Source organism: Rugamonas violacea, assembly GCF_016461825.1.
Classification (GTDB): domain Bacteria; phylum Pseudomonadota; class Gammaproteobacteria; order Burkholderiales; family Burkholderiaceae_D; genus Rugamonas.
The window spans coordinates 1-15784 of the sequence record NZ_JAEMNU010000152.1; the positions used below are offsets into that span (position 1 = coordinate 1).

General features: G+C 67.2%; 12 protein-coding genes and 1 tRNA gene. 3 read left to right on the plus strand and 10 right to left on the minus strand.

Going from position 1 to position 15784, the window contains the following annotated elements; translation table 11 throughout:
- Positions 1–71: 71 nt before the first annotated feature.
- The 3 genes from H7U20_RS28200 to H7U20_RS28210 all read right to left on the minus strand — a co-directional run bounded on the left by H7U20_RS28200 (position 72) and on the right by H7U20_RS28210 (position 1081).
- The gene (locus H7U20_RS28200; RefSeq protein WP_199762461.1) at positions 72–575 is read right to left on the minus strand and encodes a hypothetical protein; all 504 of its coding nucleotides are present in this window, start codon (positions 573–575) and stop codon (positions 72–74) included.
- A 25-nt stretch (positions 576–600) separates the two neighbouring features.
- Positions 601–864, minus strand: coding sequence for a hypothetical protein (locus H7U20_RS28205; RefSeq protein ID WP_199762462.1), 264 nt, complete (start codon positions 862–864; stop codon positions 601–603).
- 140 nt (positions 865–1004) lie between these two features.
- A tRNA-Pro gene (locus tag H7U20_RS28210) sits at positions 1005–1081 on the minus strand.
- A gap of 155 nt (positions 1082–1236) precedes the next feature.
- On the opposite strand from H7U20_RS28210, the gene H7U20_RS28215 reads away from it, so the two are divergent.
- Positions 1237–2097, plus strand: a complete 861-nt coding sequence (locus tag H7U20_RS28215; protein ID WP_199762463.1) for an SIR2 family NAD-dependent protein deacylase — start codon at positions 1237–1239, stop codon at positions 2095–2097.
- A gap of 18 nt (positions 2098–2115) precedes the next feature.
- On the opposite strand, the gene H7U20_RS28220 is transcribed toward H7U20_RS28215, so the two are convergent.
- The 5 genes from H7U20_RS28220 to H7U20_RS28240 all read right to left on the minus strand — a co-directional run bounded on the left by H7U20_RS28220 (position 2116) and on the right by H7U20_RS28240 (position 9564).
- The gene (locus H7U20_RS28220) at positions 2116–2823 is read right to left on the minus strand and encodes a fumarylacetoacetate hydrolase family protein (protein ID WP_199762464.1); all 708 of its coding nucleotides are present in this window, start codon (positions 2821–2823) and stop codon (positions 2116–2118) included.
- 51 nt (positions 2824–2874) lie between these two features.
- On the minus strand, positions 2875–3486 hold the full coding sequence (locus tag H7U20_RS28225) for a TetR/AcrR family transcriptional regulator (RefSeq protein WP_199762465.1): 612 nt from the start codon (positions 3484–3486) through the stop codon (positions 2875–2877).
- Between the two features lie 293 nt (positions 3487–3779).
- Positions 3780–5198: an efflux transporter outer membrane subunit gene (locus tag H7U20_RS28230; RefSeq protein ID WP_199762466.1), complete on the minus strand. Its 1419-nt coding sequence runs from the start codon at positions 5196–5198 to the stop codon at positions 3780–3782.
- A gap of 1 nt (position 5199) precedes the next feature.
- Positions 5200–8346 carry an efflux RND transporter permease subunit gene (locus H7U20_RS28235; protein ID WP_199762467.1) on the minus strand — a complete coding sequence of 1049 codons (3147 nt, stop codon included), beginning with the start codon at positions 8344–8346 and terminating at the stop codon, positions 5200–5202.
- A 15-nt stretch (positions 8347–8361) separates the two neighbouring features.
- Positions 8362–9564 carry an efflux RND transporter periplasmic adaptor subunit gene (locus H7U20_RS28240; RefSeq protein WP_199762468.1) on the minus strand — a complete coding sequence of 401 codons (1203 nt, stop codon included), beginning with the start codon at positions 9562–9564 and terminating at the stop codon, positions 8362–8364.
- Between the two features lie 246 nt (positions 9565–9810).
- Between H7U20_RS28240 and H7U20_RS28245 the strand changes: the two genes are divergently transcribed.
- Together H7U20_RS28245 and H7U20_RS28250 are read left to right on the plus strand one after the other, a co-directional pair.
- Entirely contained in the window at positions 9811–11325 is a 1515-nt protein-coding gene (locus tag H7U20_RS28245; protein ID WP_199762469.1) for an ATPase domain-containing protein, read from the plus strand.
- A gap of 16 nt (positions 11326–11341) precedes the next feature.
- On the plus strand, positions 11342–12916 hold the full coding sequence (locus H7U20_RS28250; protein ID WP_199762470.1) for a hybrid sensor histidine kinase/response regulator: 1575 nt from the start codon (positions 11342–11344) through the stop codon (positions 12914–12916).
- A 40-nt stretch (positions 12917–12956) separates the two neighbouring features.
- Here the strand turns inward: H7U20_RS28250 and H7U20_RS28255 are convergent, their stop codons facing one another.
- Entirely contained in the window at positions 12957–13712 is a 756-nt protein-coding gene (locus H7U20_RS28255) for a hypothetical protein (RefSeq protein ID WP_233411154.1), read from the minus strand.
- 184 nt (positions 13713–13896) lie between these two features.
- Positions 13897–15783 carry an MFS transporter gene (locus H7U20_RS28260; RefSeq protein WP_199762471.1) on the minus strand — a complete coding sequence of 629 codons (1887 nt, stop codon included), beginning with the start codon at positions 15781–15783 and terminating at the stop codon, positions 13897–13899.
- Position 15784: the final 1 nt, after the last annotated feature.

The window sequence follows — 15784 nt, forward strand, 5'->3', positions numbered from 1 at the left end:
GTGCACTCGCCGTTTTTTTCCTTCACTCATTTGCTGTCATCCTTTCACGGACCACAGCTTAAACCATCGTCTCAAATTCGGGATCCACTATACCCCACCGACGCCGTATCGTCAAAAATCCAGTCGAAGTACGCCATCAGAATACGCGCGAGGCCGAACATGCTGAAGTAGTAACTGCCTTCCCTGACCGCATATTGAGGCCCGAAGGCCCACGTTTCATAATCAAATATACCCCGATCTTCCACCGTAGTGGTCGGGGTATACATGGTTATTTTGAAGTGCTTGCTGCCGTTCGCTAAGTCCTGTGCAGCGTTGAGGGCAGCAGTGATGCCCGGATGCTTCCTCCCCAGCTTCTTCAATGCATGTCTCGGCCTTCCTGCATTCTTGCGCAACCAGTCATGTGCCAGATGCCGGGCAGTAACGATGAAATTGAACGCTGCGTAATCCTGTCGCTTCTGACTCTGCTCATCCTCACCGTCACCAGCAGCTTCAAGCGCTTCAAGATCGGACTTCAGCTTTTCGTACACGTCAAAGCAGGTGGACATGCCGAATGTTGGGGATGGAGAAGTTGCCATGATCCGGGGAGGTCGTTGAGGTGGTTCAGTGTAGACGGGAACGATACTGAAGCAAAGCCGGTTTAAGCGCTCCTATCGCATTATGGACGCTGGGCTTGCTGGTCTTCTTCCCTCCCCCAGCCATGATGCCAGCCAGTGTACGTTGATCCCAGAAGTCATCAATGCCGTCCAGCAGTTTGTAAATATCCGGCGCATCCAGACCATCACACGCTACCGACCTGACTAACTCGCTAAAGTCATTCAGTGCAGAGAACAGCCTGTCTTCTTCCTGTCGCAAAGCATCCGTCATTGCCTCCAAGTGGCATCCATTCCCAATTTATCCAATGGCGCATGATATTTTTGGGTGCAGGCATGGTGCACAGACCCTGAAAAGAAAAAAGACCTACGAGCCGGAGCTAACGTAAGTCTTTTATCTCATTCAACATTCTTTGGTCGGGACGGAGTGATTCGAACACTCGACCCCTTGCACCCCATGCAAGTACGCTACCAGGCTGCGCTACGCCCCGACGAGGCTCGAATTATAGCAGCACGTTTGCGTATTTACCATGCTTGCTCACATACTTCGATAAATTATCATCGAGACAACAGATTGCGCGCGCGCCGATTGAAGTGGCCCGCCCGGCGCGGTAACATCGTCGGACCCACCCATCGAAAGCGCGCCATGCCGCCTGTGCCCGATTCCATCCTGCTCGAACACGCCGCCACCCTGATCGGCCAGGCCGACGCGCTGGTCGTGGCCGCCGGCGCCGGCATGGGGGTCGACTCCGGCCTGCCCGACTTTCGCAGCAACGAGGGCTTCTGGCGCAGCTATCCGGCGCTCGGCCGCGCCCAGATGGAGTTCAGCCGCATCGCCTCGCCGCAAGCCTTCCGCACCGATCCGGCGCTGGCCTGGGGCTTCTACGGCCACCGCCTCGGCCTGTACCGCGCCACCACGCCGCACGCCGGCTTCGGCCTGCTCAAGCGCTGGGGCGAGCGCATGCCGCTCGGCTACGGCGTCTTCACCAGCAATGTCGACGGCCACTTCCAAAAGGCCGGCTTCGACCCGCTGCGCGTCTACGAATGCCACGGCACCATCCATCAGTTGCAATGCCTGACGCCGTGCAGCGGCGACATCTGGAGCGCGGCCGACTTCGTGCCCGAGGTGGACGTGGAAAACTGCCGTCTGCTCAATCCGGCGCCGCGCTGCCCCGACTGCGGTGGTCTGGCGCGCCCCAACGTCCTGATGTTCGGCGACTGGGACTGGAACCAGGCGCACTCCCAGGTGCAGCAGCAACGCCTGCTCGGTTGGCTGGCCGCCGCCAGCCGGCCGCTGGTGATCGAGCTGGGCGCCGGCACGGCGATCGCCTCGGTGCGCGACTTCAGCGAGCGCGTGCTGGAGCTGGACGGCGGCCGCCTGATCCGCATCAATCCGCGCGAGGCGGCGGTGCTCAGCGCGCGCGACGTCGGCCTGGCGATGGGCTCGGCGGCGGCGCTGGCCGCCATCGACGCTCTGCTGCAGACTTCGAACAGCGCCAACGCCTGACGTTTTTCCGCGTTTGATTTATACCATTTGCACGGCCAGCTGCGGCAGGCCGGCGACGCGGCCGACCAGGGTCTGGCCGCGCTGCACGGCGCCGACGCCTTCGGGCGTGCCGCTGAAGATCAAATCGCCCGGCTGCAAGGTGAACATGCTCGACAAATTGGCGATGATCTCGCCGACCGACCAGATCAAGTGAGCGATGGTGCTGTCCTGTTTGCGCGTACCGTCCAGGTCGAGGGTGATGCCGGCGTGGCCGATGTCGCCGGCCTGCGCCGCCGGCACGATCAGGCCGATCGGCGCCGAGTAGTCGAAGGCCTTGCCGATCTCCCAGGGGCGGCCGGCGTCGCGCATCTTGAATTGCAGGTCGCGCCGCGTCATGTCCAGCCCGACGGCGTAGCCGAAGATGTGGCCGGCCGCGTCGGCCACGGCGATGTCGCGGCCGCCCTTGCCGATGGCGACCACCAGCTCACACTCGTAGTGCAGATTGGCGGTGGCCGGCGGATACGGCAGCGCGCCCACCTGGCCCGGCGCGACGGCGACGACGGCGGCGTTGTCGTTCGGTTTGCAGAAGAAGAACGGCGCTTCGCGCTCGGGGTCGAAGCCCATCTCGCGGGCGTGGGCGGCGTAGTTGCGGCCGACGCAGTAGAGCCGGCGCACCGGGAAGCGGGCGTCGCTGCCGGCCACCGGCAGGCCGACGATGTCGTGGGGAGGGAATACGTAGTTGCTCATGGCGCGCCCAATGCGGATTGGAGGAACGCCAATTCTACAATGGCGCGCGGCCTAAGTGAGGCAGAGGGCGCGCATCGCCACGACGAAGCTGGCCACCAACGCGGCTTCGTCCAGCCCGGGATTGTGCAGCGCGCGCAGCGACAGCCCCTGAAACAGGGCGACGATGGCCTCGATGCGGCCGTCGACGGTGAAGTCGTCGTGGGCCAGGCCCTTGCGCTCGCGCGCCAACTGGAACAGGGTGCGGAAGCGCAGGCGCGCGCGCAGGTCGGCGTCGACCACGGCGGCGGCGATCTTCGGGTTGCGCGCCGCCTCGGCGCAGACTTCCATCCACAGGCGCCACAAGGCCGGGTCGAGGTTTTCCTTGACCGACTTGGCGGCGTCGTCGAGCATGGCCTGCAGCGGATCGTCATTCTTTTCCAGTTCGAGCAGTTCGGCCATGATGCGCTCGACGTCCTGCTCGACGAAGGCCATGATGATGGCGTCCTTGTTGTCGAAGTAATTGTAGATGTGGCCGGCGCTCATGCCGGCGGCCTTGGAGATCTCGGCCATGCTGGCGCCATGAAAGCCGCTGCGGCTGAAGCACAACGTCGCCGCGTCGAGCACCTGCTTGCGCCGGTGCTGCGCCCGTTCCGGGTCGCTACGTCGTTTTTCGGTGGGGTGCATACGCTATCCTTGGGTGAGAAAACCTGCCTGGGGGCGGTACTGTGAACATGCCGGCGCGATTTGTCAATTTCGCGCCGGCCGGCGCGGACGAAAATCATACACTGCGGACGCCGCCCGCCCTTGCCGGCGCCTCTAAAAACCTGTGGTTCCACATCGGCGAAGCGCCGCGCGGGCGGGAATCCATGCACCGCATACGACTTGGCGCGGCATGGGTTCCCGCTTTCGCGGGAACGACGAGTGGGCGGCTTTTCGAAGGTCGCTTGCCGCAGGCGTCAGGTTTCAGGCGTCAGGTTTCAGTCGTCCGGCTGCCAGCCGCCGCCCAGCACCTTGTACAAGGTGACGGCGTTGCTGGCCTGGCTCAGACGCGCGCTGATCAGGCCCTGCTGGGCGCTGTATAGCGCGCGCTGCGACACCAGCGCGTTCAGATAGGACTCGGCGCCCTTCTGGTAGCGCGCCTCGTGGATGCGGAAGCTTTTGGCCGAGGCCTCGGCCAGCGCCTGCTGCGAGGCCAGCCGCTCGTCCAGCGTGCCGCGCTGGGCCAGCGCGTCGGCCACCTCGCGGAAGGCGCTCTGGATCGACTTCTCGTAGCGCGCCACGGCGATGTCGCGCTCGGTCTTGGCGATGTTCAGGTTGGCGCGGTTGACGCCGCCGTCGAAGATCGGCAGGTTGATCTGCGGCAGGAAGCTCCAGGTCGACGAGCCGCCCTTGAACAGGCCGGACAGGCTGCTGCTGGCGCTGCCCGCCGACGCCGTCAGCGAGATGCTGGGGAAGAAGGCGGCGCGCGCGGCGCCGATGTTGGCGTTGGCGGCGCGCAGCGTGCGCTCGGCTTCGAGCACGTCGGGGCGCTGCTGCAGCACCGCCGACGGCAGCTCGGCCGGAATCGCCGCCAGCTTGCTGACGGCGCCGAACTCGCCGCTCGGCAGCAGCGCGGCCGGCACCGCGCCGCCCACCAGCAGGGTCAGCGCGTTCTGGTCCAGCGCCACCTGGGCGGTGTAGACGGCCATGTCGTTGCGCGCCGCCTCGACGCTGCTCTGCGCCTCGTACATGTCCAGGCCGGAGGTGACGCCGGCGTCGAAGCGCCGCTTGCTCAACTCAAAGCTGATCTGCTGGCTCTTCAAGGTGTCGGCCGCCAAACCCAGCCGCTGCTGGTCGGCGATCAGGGTCAGGTAGGCGTTGGCCACCTCGGCCACCAGGCTGATTTGCTGGGCGCGCCGGGCCTCCTCGGTGCCGAGGTACTGCTGCAAACCGGCCTCGGACAGGCTGCGCAGCTTGCCGAAGAAGTCCAGCTCGTAGGCCGCCACGCCCAGGCCGCCGCTGTACTGGCGGCTGACGGCCGCTTCGCCGTCGGGCCGCATGCTGCCCGGCGTGCGCGTGGCGTTCTGGCTGACCGTGGCCGAGACCTTGGGCAGCAGCGCGGCCTGCTCGATGCCGTACTGGGCGCGCGCCTTCTCGATGTTCAGCGCGGAGACGCGCAGGTCACGGTTGTTGGCCAGCGCCAGCGCGATCACCTGGCGTAGGCGCTCGTCGGCGAAGTAGTCGCGCCAGGCGATGTCGGCCACCTTGCGTTGTTCGGCGGCGGCCGGCGCCGGCTTGTAGGCGTCGCCCGTCGGCCAGCCGGCGGCGACCGGCGCGGCCGGCTGCTGGTACACCGGCGCCAGGCTGCAACCGGCCAACAGGGCCAGCGCGGCGAGGGTGAGTAGAGTTTTTTTCATGTTAGTTCGCTTCCACAATTGCGGCGTCGTGCGGCTTGGCGGCGGCCGGCTTCTTGGCGAAGAAGCCGCGCACCAGCACGAAGAACACCGGTACAAAGAAGATGCCCAGGAAGGTCGCCGACAGCATCCCGCCAAGCACGCCGACGCCGATGGCGTTCTGGCTGCCCGAGCCGGCACCGCTGCTGATGGCCAGCGGCAGCACGCCGAGGCCGAAGGCGATCGAGGTCATCAGAATCGGCCGCAGACGCAGACGCACGGCGCGCAAGGTCGCTTCTTTCAGCTCGATGCCCTGCTCCTGCAGCTCCTTGGCGAATTCGACGATCAAAATCGCGTTCTTCGCCGACAGGCCGACCACGGTCAGCAGGCCGACCTGGAAGTAAATGTCGTTCGACAGGTGGAAGCCCCAGGTGGCCAGCACCGTGCCGAGCACGCCCAGCGGCACAATCATCAGCACCGAGAACGGGATCGACCAGCTTTCATACAGCGCCGCCAGGCAGAGGAAGACGATCAGCACCGACAGCGCGTACAGCACGGTGGTCTGCGAGCCGGAGTCGCGCTCTTCGACCGACATGCCGGCCCACTCGTAGCCGATACCGGCCGGCAGCTTGGCCGCCATCTTCTCCATTTCGGCCATGGCCACGCCCGAGCTTTGGCCCGGCGCCGGCATGCCCATCACCTCGACCGCCGACAGGCCGTTGTAGCGTTCCAGACGCGGCGAGGCGAAGATCCACTGGCCGCTGCTGAAGGCGGAGAACGGCACCATCTCGCCGCTGGCGTTGCGCACCGCCCATTTGTCCAGGTCCTCGGGCACCATGCGCGCATGCGCCTCGCCCTGCAGGAACACCTTCTTGACGCGGCCGCGGTCGACGAAGTCGTTGACGTAGGCGCTACCCCAGGCGGTGCTGAGCACCTTGTTGATCTCGCCGATGTCCAGGCCCAGCGCGGCGGCCTTCTGTTGGTCGACGGTGATCTTGTACTGCGGCGTGTCTTCCTGGCCGTTGGGGCGCACCGCCATCAGCAGCGGGTTTTGCGCCGCCATGCCGAGCAGTTGGTTGCGCGCCGCCATCAGCGCCTCGTGTCCCAGGCCGGCCTGGTCCTGCAGTTGCAGGTCGAAGCCGCTGGCGTTGCCCAGTTCCAGCACCGCCGGCGGGGCGAAGGCGAACACCATCGCGTCCTTGATCTGCGAGAAGGCGCCCATGGCGCGGCCGGCCACGGCCTGCGCGTGCATCTCCGCAGGTTTGCGTTCGGACCAGTCCTTCAGGCGGACGAAGGCGATGCCGGTGTTCTGGCCGTTGCCGCCGAAGCTGAAGCCGGCCACCGAGAACACCGATTCAACGGCGGCCTTCTGGTCGACCAGGAAGTGCTTCTCGACCTGTTCGATCACCTTCAAGGTGCGTTCCTGGGTGGCGCCGGTGGGCAGTTGCACCTGGGCGAACAGGACGCCCTGGTCTTCCTCCGGCAGGAAGGAAGTCGGCAGGCGCATGAACACCAGCGCCAGCACGCCGAGCAGGATGGCGTACAACACCATCGAACGGCCGCCGCGATTGAGCATGGCGCCGACCCAGCCCTGGTAACGGCTGCTGCTGCGCTCGAAGCTGCGGTTGAACCAGCCGAAGAAGCCGGTGTCGGCCGCCTTGTGGCCTTTTTCCACCGGCTTGAGGAAGGTGGCGCACAGCGCCGGCGTGAACACCATCGCGACGATCACCGACAGCACCATCGCCGAGACGATGGTGATCGAGAACTGGCGGTAGATCACGCCGGTCGAACCGCCGAAGAAGGCCATCGGCACGAACACGGCCGACAGCACCATGGCGATGCCGACCAGGGCGCCGGTGATCTGGCTCATCGATTTGCGCGTCGCCTCGACCGGCGACAGGCCTTCCTCGGTCATCACGCGCTCGACGTTCTCGACCACCACGATGGCGTCGTCGACCAGCAGGCCGATCGCCAGCACCATGGCGAACATGGTCAGGGTGTTGATCGAATAGCCCAGCGCCGACAGCACGCCGAAGGTCCCCAGCAGCACCACCGGCACGGCCAGGGTGGGAATCAGGGTGGCGCGGAAGTTTTGCAGGAACAGGTACATCACCAGGAACACCAGCACCACCGCCTCGATCAGGGTCTTGACCACCTCCTCGATGGACAGCTTGACGAAGGGCGTGGTGTCGAAGGCGATCTCCGCCTTCATGCCGGACGGGAACTGCTTGCTCAGTTGGCCGACCTTGGCCTTGACGGCGTTGGCGGTGTCGAGCGCGTTGGCGCCGCTCGACAGCTTGACGGCGACGCCGGTGGCGGCGTGGCCGTTGAAGCGGGCCACCGTGTTGTAGCTCTCGCTGCCCAGCTCCATGCGGGCGACGTCGCGCAGGTGCACGGTGGCGCCGCTGGCGGCGGTCTTCAGCAAAATGGCGCCGAATTGTTCCACCGTTTGCAGCCGGCTCTGCGCCGACACGGTGGCGTTGAGCTGCTGGCCGGCCAGCGCCGGCGTGCCGCCCAGCTCACCGGCCGAGACCTCGGTGTTCTGCGCGGTGATGGCGCCGGTGACGTCGGCCGGGGTCAGCTGGAAGCTGCGCAGCTTGGCCGGATCGAGCCAGATGCGCATGGCGTACTGCGAACCGAACAGGGTCACTTCGCCGACCCCCTCGACCCGGCTGAGCGGATCGATCAGGTTGGCGGCGACGTAGTCGTCCAGGTCGGCCTGCTTCATGCTGCCGTTCTCGGAGACGAAGCCGTAGACCATCAGGAAGTTCATGGTCGCCTTCGACACCACCAGGCCCTGCTGGGTGACGGCGGCCGGCAGCAGCGGCGTGGCCAGTTGCAGCTTGTTCTGCACCTGCACCTGGGCGATGTCCGGGTTGGTGCCGTTGTGGAAGGTCAGCGTGATGCTGATGCCGCCGGCCGAATCGCTGGTGGAGGACATGTGGCGCAAGCCGTCGATGCCCTTCATCTTCTGTTCGATCACCTGCGTCACCGCGTCTTCGACCGTCTTGGCCGAGGCGCCGGGGTAGCTGCCGCTGATCGAGATCGACGGCGGCGCGATGCTCGGGTACTGCGCGATCGGCAGGCCGAGGATGGCGATCACGCCGGCGAGCATGATCACAATCGCGATCACCCATGCGAAGATCGGGCGATCAATGAAAAAACGTGCCATGGCTGTTCTCCTGAATTAGTGGGCGCTCTTGGCGTTGGCCGGGGCCGTGGCGCCGGCGGCTACCGCGGCGGCGGGCTTGGCCACGCTGGCCTGGGCACCCGGGCGGACCTTTTGCAGGCCCTCGACGATGACGCGGTCGCCGGCCGCCAGGCCGGAGTTGACCAACCACTTGTCGCCCTGCGTGCCGCCGGTGACCAGGATGCGCTGTTCGACCTTGCCGTCCTTGCCCAGCACCAGCGCGGTCGCCTCGCCCTTGGCGTTGCGGCTGACGCCCTGCTGCGGCACGGCGATGGCCTTCTCGTCGACGCCGCTGTCGAGCACCGCGCGGACGAACATGCCCGGCAGCAGATCGTGTTTCGGGTTCGGGAACAGCGCGCGCAAGGTGACGTTGCCGGTGCCCGGGTCGACGCTGACGTCGGAGAACTGCAGCTTGCCGCTCTCGGCGTACTTGCTGCCGTCGGCCAGCAGCAGGGTGACGCGGGCCTGGCCGCCGGCCTGTTTCAGCTGGCCGCTTTCCATCGCCCGCTTCAGGCGCAGCAGCTCGTTGCTCGACTGCGTCAGGTCGACGTAGATCGGGTCGAGCTGCTGCACGGTGGTCAGCGCGTTGGCCTGGCTGGCCGTCACCAGCGCGCCCGGCGTCACCGTCGAACGGCCGATGCGGCCGCCGATCGGCGCGTTGACGTTGGTGTAGCGCAGGTTGATGCCGGCCGTGTCGAGCGCGGCGGCGGCCGCCTCGACGTCCGCCTTGGCCTGCTCGTGGACGGCGATGGCGTCCTCATACTCCTGGCGGCTGACGCCGTCGATGGCGACCAGCTCCTTGTAGCGCGCCACTTTCGGCCCGCTGGTCAGCAGGTTGGCGCGCGCCTTGGCCAGCGCCGCCTTGGCCGAGTTGACGGCGGCCTGGTAGCTGGCCGGGTCGATCTGGTACAGCGCGCTGCCGGCCTTGACGTCGGCGCCCTCGACGAACAGGCGCTTCTGGATCAAGCCGCCGACCTGCGGGCGCACTTCGGCCACCTGGAAGGCGGCGGTGCGGCCCGGCAGTTCGGTGCTCAGGCTGAGCGCCTGCGGGGCGACGGTGAAGACGCCCACTTCCGCCACCTGCGCATGAGGTGCTTCGGCCGTGGATTTGGAGCAGGCGGCGACGATGGCGGCGGTGGCGCAGAGCAGGACGAGCGTGCCTGCCGTGCGGCGGGACGAGGTGGAAATGATTGGTTCCATCGTGGACTTTCTGTAAAAAGTTGGCGCGGCAGAGAGGGCCGCCAAGATGACATGGACCATAGAATGAACGATCATTCTAATTAAGTCAAGCAACTTTTTTAGGCAGCGCGGCGCCGCCACGGGGTCTTGCGGGGGCGGATCCTACTGAAAATTGCCGTTTTTTGGATTGCGGTAATATCTGGAAAACCATGACAATCCTGTAAATAAAACCCGGCGCCGGCGCGCCGGCCGCCGCGAAGGGCAGGTATGCAAGCACAGCAGAGCAGTTCGGATTCCTTCCTGTCGTCGGGCGTGCCCGGCCTGGACGAGGTGCTGGCCGGCGGCCTGACGCGCGACCGCCTGTACCTGATCGAGGGCGAGCCGGGCACCGGCAAGACCACGCTGGCGCTGCAATTCCTCAACGAGGGCGTGCGGCGCGGCGAGTCGGTGCTGTACATCACGCTGGCCGAGACCCTGGTCGAACTGCGCGCGGTGGCGCTGTCGCACGGCTGGTCGATGGAGGGCATGCACATCGAGGAGATCATCCCGCACGAGAGCACGCTCGACCCGGCGCAGCAGTACACCCTGTTCCACCCGTCCGAGGTGGAGCTGGCCGACACCACCCGGCGCATGCTGGCGGCGATCGAGCGCCACCAACCGGTGCGGCTGGTGCTCGACTCGCTGTCGGAGCTGCAGCTGCTGGCCGAGAACCCGCTGCGCTACCGCCGCCAGGTGCTGGCGCTCAAGCAGTACCTGGCCGGCCGCAGATGCACCGCCCTCTTCCTCGACGACCGCACCGCCTTGAGCGGCGACCTGCAGGTGCGCAGCGTGGCGCACGGCGTCATCACGCTCAACTTGATCGACCAGGGTTACGGCAGCGAGCGGCGGCGCCTGCGCGTGGTCAAGTACCGCGGCATCGCCTTCCACGGCGGCACCCACGACTACCGCATCGCCCGTGGCGGCCTGAGCGTGTATCCGCGCCTGGTCGCGGCGCACACGCGGCAGAGCGTGGGCCGGCGCCAGCTGTCGAGCGGCATCGAGGCGCTCGACACGCTGCTCGGCGGCGGCCTGGAGGAAGGCATGAGCACCCTGATCTCCGGCCCGCCCGGCACCGGCAAGTCGACCCTGTCGAGCCAGTTCGTCCACGCCGCCACCAGCCGCGGCGAGCCGTGCGCCATGTTCCTGTTCGAGGAGGCGCGCCACAACATGCTCAACCGCAGCCAGGACCTGGGCATGGACCTGGCGCCGGCGCTGGCCGCCGGCCTGCTGACGGCGCAGCAGATCGACCCGGCCGAGCTGTCGCCCGGCCAGTTCTCGCAGGCGGTGGTGGCGGCGGTCACGCGCGGTGCGCGGATCATCGTCATCGACAGCCTGAACGGCTACCTGAACGCCGTGCCGGACGAGCGCTTCCTGGTCACCTATCTGCACGAGCTGCTCACCTACCTGGGCCAGCACGGCGTGGTCACCATCATCGTCGGCGTGCAGCAGGGCGTGATCGGCCCCAACATGAGCACCTCGATCGACGCCAGCTACATCGCCGACAACGTCGTCATGCTGCGCTACTTCGAGGCCGAGGGCGAGGTGCGCCAAGCCATCTCGGTGTTCAAGAAGCGCGGCAGCGGGCACGAGCGCACCATCCGCCGCTTCAGCATCGGCACCGGCGGCATCGTCGTCGGGCCGGTGCTGCGCGGCTTCCACGGCATCCTGTCCGGAGTGCCGACCTACTCCCCGGCCGACCTTGACGCCGCCGACCTTGGCGCGGCCGACGGCGCGCCGCGCTGAGAACGGAGCGGCGGCGATGGAAAGACGCATCCTGATCCACGCCCCGCTGGGCCGCGACGCCGCGCTGGCGGCCGAGGTGCTGGCCCGCGCCGGCCTGCCGGCGCAGGTCTGCGCCGGTCTCGACGAGCTGGCGCGCCAGCTCGACCAGGGCGCCGGCTGCGTGCTGCTGGTCGAGGAGGCGCTGGCGCCGGGGGGCTTCCGGTTGTTGCGCGGGCACGTGGCGCGCCAGCCCAACTGGTCCGACCTGCCGATCCTGCTGCTGACCCATCGTGGCGCCGATTCGCCGGCGGTGCGCCAGGCCGTCGCCGAGCTGGGCAACCTGACCCTGCTGGAACGCCCGGTGCGCGTGCTCACCCTGATCACCGCGCTGCAGGCGCTGCTGCGCGCCCGCGGCAAGCAGTACCAGGTGCGCGAGGCCGAGCGCCGCAAGGACGAGTTCCTGGCCAGCCTGGGCCACGAGCTGCGCAATCCCCTGACGCCGATCCGCACCTCGGGCGCGTTGCTGGCCCACCTGTATCCGGACTCGGCGCCGCTGGCCCGCGTGCGCCAGGTGATCGAACGCCAGGTGACCCACCTGACGCGGCTGGTCGACGACCTGCTCGACGTCGCCCGCATCACCACCGGCAAGATCGCGCTGCGCCGCGAGCGGGTCGCCTTCGGCGCGGTGATGGACCACGTGCTCGAACTGTGCCAGCCGGCCGCCGCCGCCAAGCAGATCGCGCTGACCACCGAACTGCCGGCGCAGCCGATCGAGCTCGATGTCGACCACGCCCGCGTGGTGCAGATCTTCGCCAACATCCTGTCGAACGCGGTCAAGTTCACGCCGCCGGGCGGCCGCGTCGCGCTGCGCGCCGGCTGCGACGGCGCCATGCTGCGGGTGAGCATCCGCGACAACGGCATCGGCCTGGAGCCGGAGGCGATCGAGCGCATCTTCACGATGTTCGAGCAGAGCCGCACCGTCGGCGGGCAGATCTCCAGCGGCCTGGGCATCGGTTTGAGCCTGTCGCGCCGCTTCGCCGAGATGCACGGCGGCGACGTCGAGGCGCGCAGCGCCGGCCACGGCCAGGGCAGCGAGTTCCTGATCCAGCTGCCGGTGGTGGTCGTGGCGGCGCCGGCGCGGCGGCGGGCGGCCGACGTGGCGGCGGCCGCGGCGGCGCCGGCCGCGGCGGCGCCGGCGGTGGGATCCGAATCCGAATCCGAATCGGCGCGGGCCAGCGTGCTGGTGGTCGACGACAACGACGACGCCGCCGACTCGCTGGCGGCACTGTTGGAATTGGAGGGTTTCAGCGTCGCCGTCGCCTACGACGGCGCCAGCTCCGTGACGGCGGCCGCCGCGCGGCGGCCCGACGTCATCGTCATGGACTTGGGCATGCCGGGCATGGACGGCTACCAGGCGGCGCGGCAGATCCGCGCCGCGCCCGGCGGCGGCGCCATCCTGCTGATCGCCCTGACCGGTTGGGGCCAGAGCGACGCGCGCCGGCGCACCGTGGAGGCCGGCTTCGACCACCACCTGATCAAGCCGGTCGACATCGAGCAGATCCTGCGGCTGGCCGGCGACCGGCTGCGCCACGCCACGGCGGCGGCGCGCTAGGCGCCGACCGCGGTACCAATTGCACTGCCGATCGTGCTGCTTACAGCGGCGTGGCGCTGACGTTGGCGCTTTGCAGGATGGCGCGGCCGCTGGCCTCGAAGCCGGAGTCCATGCCGAACAAGACCCACAGCTTGCCCTGGGCATCGCTCTGCACTTCCATCGTCTCGGCCGACTTGACCAACTTCGACACGTAGACCCGGGTGAAGCAGTCGGTGGTGCCGTTGCCCAGCGTGCCGAGCACCTTGCCGAACTGGCCGTTGGCGGCCTGGTTGCCGCGCTCGATGTTGAGGCGGTACTCGCCGTTGGCCTGCAACTCGGTGAGCGGCTCGGTCGGGCTGGCCACGGCCAGCATATGCACCGCGTCGCCAGGCGAACCGCCCACGCCGTAGCAGCCGGAGGCGATATCGCTGGCGAAGCGCAGGTCGAAGCTCAGCTTGTACTTGGTCGACGGGGCGAAGCCGGCGAACTGCTTCTTCACGTAGACCAGCACGTCGTCGCTGTTGTTGTGGGCGCCGATGAAGTAACCGTTGCCGCTGAGCGGGGCCGGCAACGGCTCGAAGGCGAACTTGACCTCGGTCGGCTTGGTCTCGGCGGTGTAGTCGGCGGTGCCGCTGCTCCAACCGTCGATGCCCTTGTTGAAGTCGATCGCCAGCGTGAAGGCGCTAGGCGGTGGCGGCGCCCCCGCCGGCTGCTTGCCGCCCGGGCTGTTGCTATTGCTGTCGCCGCCACCGCAGGCGCTCAGCGCCAGCAGGCCGGCCAGGCCAAGACTGGCCGCGATAATGTTCTTTTGTCGCATTTGATTTCTCCAAAAAATAGGATCAAGGCGGCCCGCATGGCGGCACCGCACCCCGCCCGGCCGCTCACACGACCGGACAAAGTGAAGTTTAAAGAAACATTGCCTAATTGAAAATTTATATTGTAAGCAGTGGTAAGTTACAAATTTTAACCAAAGTTGTATGGACAAGTCATGCGCGCAGGCACTATTTCCAGCCGCCGCGCAGCGCCAGCACCTGCTCGCGCAGGCGCTCCGGCGTGGCGTCCTGCGGCGCCACCGGCTGGCCGACCGCCAGCGCCAGGCGCGAGCGCCAGCCGGTGCGGAAAGTGCGCTCGAAGACGTTCTCGGCACCCCGGCTGAGCAGGTGGCCCCACAGGCCGCGCAGCGCCATGGGGATCACCGGCACCTGCGAGCGGGCGACGATCTTGGCGATGCCGCCCTTGAACTCGTTGAGATCGCCGGTGCTGGTCAGCTTGCCCTCGGGGAAGATGCAGACCAGGTCGCCCTCGTGCAGCGCCTGGGCGATGTCGACATAGGCCTTCTCCATCAGCCACGGGTCTTCCTTGGCCGGCGCGATGGGGATGGCGCGGGCGGTGCGGAAGATCCAGCCCAGCAGCGGCAACTTGAAGATGCGGTGGTCCATGACGAAGCGGATCGGCCGCGGGCTGGCGGCGCCGATGACGATGGCGTCGACATAGCTGACGTGGTTACACACCAGCACCGCCGCGCCCTCGGCCGGGATGCGCTCGGCGTCGATGCAGCGGACCCGGTGCACGGTGTGGATCAGCAGCCAGGCGAGAAAGCGCATGAGGAACTCCGGCACCAGCGAGAAGATGTACAGCGCCACCACGGCGTTCAGCACGGCGGTGACCAGGAACAGCTGGGGAATCGTGAAGCCCCGCCCCAGCAGCACGATGGCGACGCCGGCCGCCGCCACCATGAACAGGGCGTTGAGGATGTTCATGCCGGCGATGGTGCGCGAGATGTGCCGCGGGTCGCAGCGGGTCTGGATCAGGGCGAACAGGGGGACGATGAAGAAGCCGCCGAACATGCCGATCATCAGCACGTCGAACAGGATGCGCCAACTGGCGTGCTGCGCCAGCAGGCCGGCGAAATCGACCGCCGCCGTGTTGTGGTAGCCCAGGCTGGCGAAGTACAGGTCGAGGCCGAACAGCGACAGGCCGATCGAGCCGAACGGCACCAGGCCGATCTCCACCTTGCGCCCGGACAGGCGCTCGCACAGCAGCGAGCCGCTGCCGACGCCGAGCGAGAACACGGTCAGCAGCAGGACGAAGACGCTGTGGTCGCCGTGCAGGTAGTCCTTGGCGTAGACCGGGAACTGGGCCAGGATCAGCGCGCCGTAGAACCAGAACCAGGAGTTGCCCAGCATGGCCAGGAAGACCACCTTGTTCTTGCGCGAGAAGGCGATGTTGCGGATCGACTCGGCCAGCGGGTTGCGGCTGATCTTCAACTCGGGCGCCGGCGCCGGCGTCGGGGGGATGCGGTAGCTGGCGGCCAGGCCGAGCAAGGCGCTGACGACGGTGGCGCCGGCCACCAGGCCGATGCCGTAGGGCTGGTGCACCACCAGCACGGCGCCGAGGATCTCGCCGAGCAGGATGCCGACAAAGGTGCCCATCTCGATCACGCCGTTGCCGCCGATCAGCTCCTCGGGCGCCAGCTGCTGCGGCAGGTAGGCGTATTTGACGGGGCCGAACAGGGTCGAATGGACGCCCATGCCGACCACCGCCGCCACCAGCAGCCACAGGGTGTGGGTCATCCAGCCGGCGGCGGCGGCCAGCATGATGGCCAGCTCCATCCACTTGACGAAACGGGCCAGGCCGGCCTTCTCGTACTTGTCGGCGAACTGGCCGGCGGTGGCCGAGAACAGCACGTAGGGCAGGATGAACAGGCCGGGGATCAGGTTGGTCACCAACGACGGCGACAGGGTGGTCCAGCTCAGCGCGTCGTAGGTCAGGATCACCATCAACGCGGTCTTGAACAGGTTGTCGTTGAAGGCGCCGAGGAACTGGGTCCAGAAGAACGGCGCGAAGCGGCGCTGCGACAACAGGGAAAACTGGTTCGGATGGCTCATG

Bases quoted from the DNA above. Each gene is read 5' to 3' on its own strand.
- H7U20_RS28200 (WP_199762461.1), bottom strand. From the start codon at position 575: ATGGCAACTTCTCCATCCCCAACATTCGGCATGTCCACCTGCTTTGAC.
- H7U20_RS28205 (WP_199762462.1), bottom strand. From the start codon at position 864: ATGACGGATGCTTTGCGACAGGAAGAAGACAGGCTGTTCTCTGCACTG.
- H7U20_RS28215 (WP_199762463.1), top strand. From the start codon at position 1,237: ATGCCGCCTGTGCCCGATTCCATCCTGCTCGAACACGCCGCCACCCTG.
- H7U20_RS28220 (WP_199762464.1), bottom strand. From the start codon at position 2,823: ATGAGCAACTACGTATTCCCTCCCCACGACATCGTCGGCCTGCCGGTG.
- H7U20_RS28225 (WP_199762465.1), bottom strand. From the start codon at position 3,486: ATGCACCCCACCGAAAAACGACGTAGCGACCCGGAACGGGCGCAGCAC.
- H7U20_RS28230 (WP_199762466.1), bottom strand. From the start codon at position 5,198: ATGAAAAAAACTCTACTCACCCTCGCCGCGCTGGCCCTGTTGGCCGGT.
- H7U20_RS28235 (WP_199762467.1), bottom strand. From the start codon at position 8,346: ATGGCACGTTTTTTCATTGATCGCCCGATCTTCGCATGGGTGATCGCG.
- H7U20_RS28240 (WP_199762468.1), bottom strand. From the start codon at position 9,564: ATGGAACCAATCATTTCCACCTCGTCCCGCCGCACGGCAGGCACGCTC.
- H7U20_RS28245 (WP_199762469.1), top strand. From the start codon at position 9,811: ATGCAAGCACAGCAGAGCAGTTCGGATTCCTTCCTGTCGTCGGGCGTG.
- H7U20_RS28250 (WP_199762470.1), top strand. From the start codon at position 11,342: ATGGAAAGACGCATCCTGATCCACGCCCCGCTGGGCCGCGACGCCGCG.
- H7U20_RS28255 (WP_233411154.1), bottom strand. From the start codon at position 13,712: ATGCGACAAAAGAACATTATCGCGGCCAGTCTTGGCCTGGCCGGCCTG.
- H7U20_RS28260 (WP_199762471.1), bottom strand. From the start codon at position 15,783: ATGAGCCATCCGAACCAGTTTTCCCTGTTGTCGCAGCGCCGCTTCGCG.